The sequence below is a fragment of the Thiohalocapsa sp. genome, assembly GCF_019695415.1.
Classification (GTDB): Bacteria; Pseudomonadota; Gammaproteobacteria; order Chromatiales; family Chromatiaceae; genus Thiohalocapsa.
Genome location: NZ_JAIFKJ010000563.1, coordinates 1 through 2,370, shown reverse-complemented (window position 1 = coordinate 2,370; position 2,370 = coordinate 1). Strand labels below are relative to the sequence as shown.

Genomic DNA, 2,370 nt, shown 5'->3' with positions numbered 1-2,370 from the left:
ATGCCGACGAAGCCGAAGCGGAGCACCGCGAGGCGGCCTAGCCGCCGGTTAGCGCCGGCGGTGGATGTGCGCCCATCAGCGTGCAGCCCCGACAACCGTCTTGCCGTCAATTCAGGATTCGCGCCCAGATCTGAGCCCGAGCCATGCTGTTTTCCGTTCTGAATCCACATCGTCAGCGCCTCTGGCATTTCCACGGCGGCGTGCACCTGCCGGATGAGAAGGCCCTGTCCAATGCGGCGTCGAGCGTCGCCGCACCGCTGCCGGCGCAGCTGGTGGTGCCGCTGCAGCAGCATATCGGCGCACCATCGCAGCCTTGTGTCACGGTGGGTGAGCAGGTCAAGAAGGGCCAACCGCTGGCCAAGCCGCAGGGCTATGTGAGCGCCCCGGTGCACGCGCCGAGCTCCGGCACCGTCGTGGCCATCGAGCCGCGGCAAATCCCGCATCCGTCCGGCCTATCCGCCCTCTGCGTCGTGATCGAGACCGACGGCGAGGACGCCTGGGCCGAGCTGCCGGCGCCGCTGTCGGACTTCGAGCAGCAGGAGCCGGCGGCGCTGCGTGAGCGTATCCGCCAAAGCGGTATCGTCGGCATGGGCGGTGCCTCTTTCCCGTCCAGCGTCAAGCTCAATCCGGGGCCGGACCAACCCATCGACACCCTGGTCATCAACGGTGCCGAATGCGAGCCGTACATCACCTGTGACGATCTCCTGATGCGCGAGCGCGCAGCGGACATCGTCGACGGCATTCGCGTCATGCTGCACATCCTCGGCACCGGGCGCTGCTTGGTCGGTATCGAGGACAATAAGCCCGAAGCCATCGCGGCCATGCGTCAGGCAGCCGAGCAAGGCGACCCGAGCGGCCGCATCAAAGTGGTAGAGATCCCCACCCTCTACCCCAGCGGCGGTGAGAAGCAGCTGATCAAGATCCTGACCGGCAAGGAGGTGCCGAGCCACGGGATTCCCGCGCAGATCGGCATCGTCTGCCAGAACGTCGGCACCGCCTGTGCCGTGGCGGATGCGGTGCTGCGCGGCCGCCCGCTCATCGAGCGCTATGTCACCGTCACCGGCCGCGCCGTCGAGAAGCCGCAGAACTACCGCGTGCGCATCGGCACGCCGGCGGCGGACCTGGTGGCGGCGAGCGGCGGTTATACCGGCGAGCTGGAGAAGCTCGTGGTGGGCGGGCCCATGATGGGCTTTCGCATCGACACCGACGGCGTCCCTGTCACCAAGGCCGCCAACTGCATCCTGGCCCTGACCCCCGGCGAGAGCCCGGACCCAGGCGAGCCCCAGCCCTGCATCCGTTGCGGACGCTGCGCCGAGGTCTGCCCCGCCAACCTGCTGCCGCAGCAGCTCTACTGGCATGCCCGGGCCAAGGACCTGGACAAGGTGCAGGACTACAACCTGTTCGACTGCATCGAGTGCGGCTGCTGCGCGGTGGTCTGCCCGTCGCACATCCCGTTGGTGCAGTACTACCGCTACGCCAAGACCGAAAGCTGGGCCCGGGAGCGCGAGAAGCGCGCCGCCGAGCACGCCCGCGAGCGCCACGCCGCCAAGGAGGCGAGGCTGGAGCGTCTGGAGCGCGAAAAGAAGGCCAAGTTGCGCAAGAAGAAGGAGGCCGTTGCACCCAAGGGCGGCAAAGACGACGACAAGCAGGCCGCCATCAAGGCCGCCCGCGAGCGGGCCGCCGCGAAGAAACGGCTTGCCCAGCAGCCAGACGGACAGCAGAGCGGGTCCGCGCCGACGGCTGGCGCCACCGAGGTGAAGCCCGAGATCGCGGTGCCGTACGGCAAGCCCGCAGGTGCCCCGGCCAGTGCGATGACCGAGGCGCGGGCCGCGGAGCAGCAGGCCGCCCAGGGCGCCGTGCCCAAGCCCGTGCCGGATGAGGTCGCGCGGGCCGCAGCCGAGGCCACGGCAGCTGGTGTCGACAATGCGCCTTCTCCGTCGAAGACCCAGGCGCAGACTCAGGCGCAGACCCAAGCTCAGACGAAAGCCCAACCGCAGCAGCCGCAAGCCGAGCAGCCACAGACTGCCGAGGCACAACCGCAGACAGCCGAGGCACAAGAGGGGCGGCCGCAGGCGACGGCCGGGCAGCGCTGATGCAGGCGCGGGTCGGATTCGTCTCCTCGCCGCACGCGGCACGGGTCAACAGCGTCGACTGGGTCATGCTCCAGGTGTGCCTGGCACTGGTGCCCGGCACGCTGGCGCTGGTGTGGTTTTTCGGCTGGGGCGTGCTCATCAATATGGCGCTGGCGGTGGTCTTCGCCGTCGCCGCCGAGGCGGCGGTGATGAAGCTGCGCGGGCGCCCGGCGCTGCCCGCTATCCGCGACTACAGCGCCGTGGTGACGGCCCTGCTGTTCGCGCTGACCATCCCGCC

The 2,370-nt window shown here is 69.3% G+C and carries 2 protein-coding genes; both read left to right on the top strand.

The genetic code is table 11. The features are described from left to right. Nucleotides 1-143 precede the first annotated feature (143 nt). Nucleotides 144-2,093: an electron transport complex subunit RsxC gene (rsxC, locus tag I6U14_RS15625; RefSeq protein WP_296900447.1), complete on the top strand. Its 1,950-nt coding sequence runs from the start codon at nt 144-146 to the stop codon at nt 2,091-2,093. Next, the coding region (locus tag I6U14_RS15620; protein WP_296900446.1) for an RnfABCDGE type electron transport complex subunit D at nt 2,093-2,370 on the top strand (278 nt) is incomplete at its 3' end. The genes rsxC and I6U14_RS15620, both read left to right, overlap by 1 nt.

Bases quoted from the DNA above. Each gene is read 5' to 3' on its own strand.
- rsxC (WP_296900447.1), top strand. From the start codon at position 144: ATGCTGTTTTCCGTTCTGAATCCACATCGTCAGCGCCTCTGGCATTTC.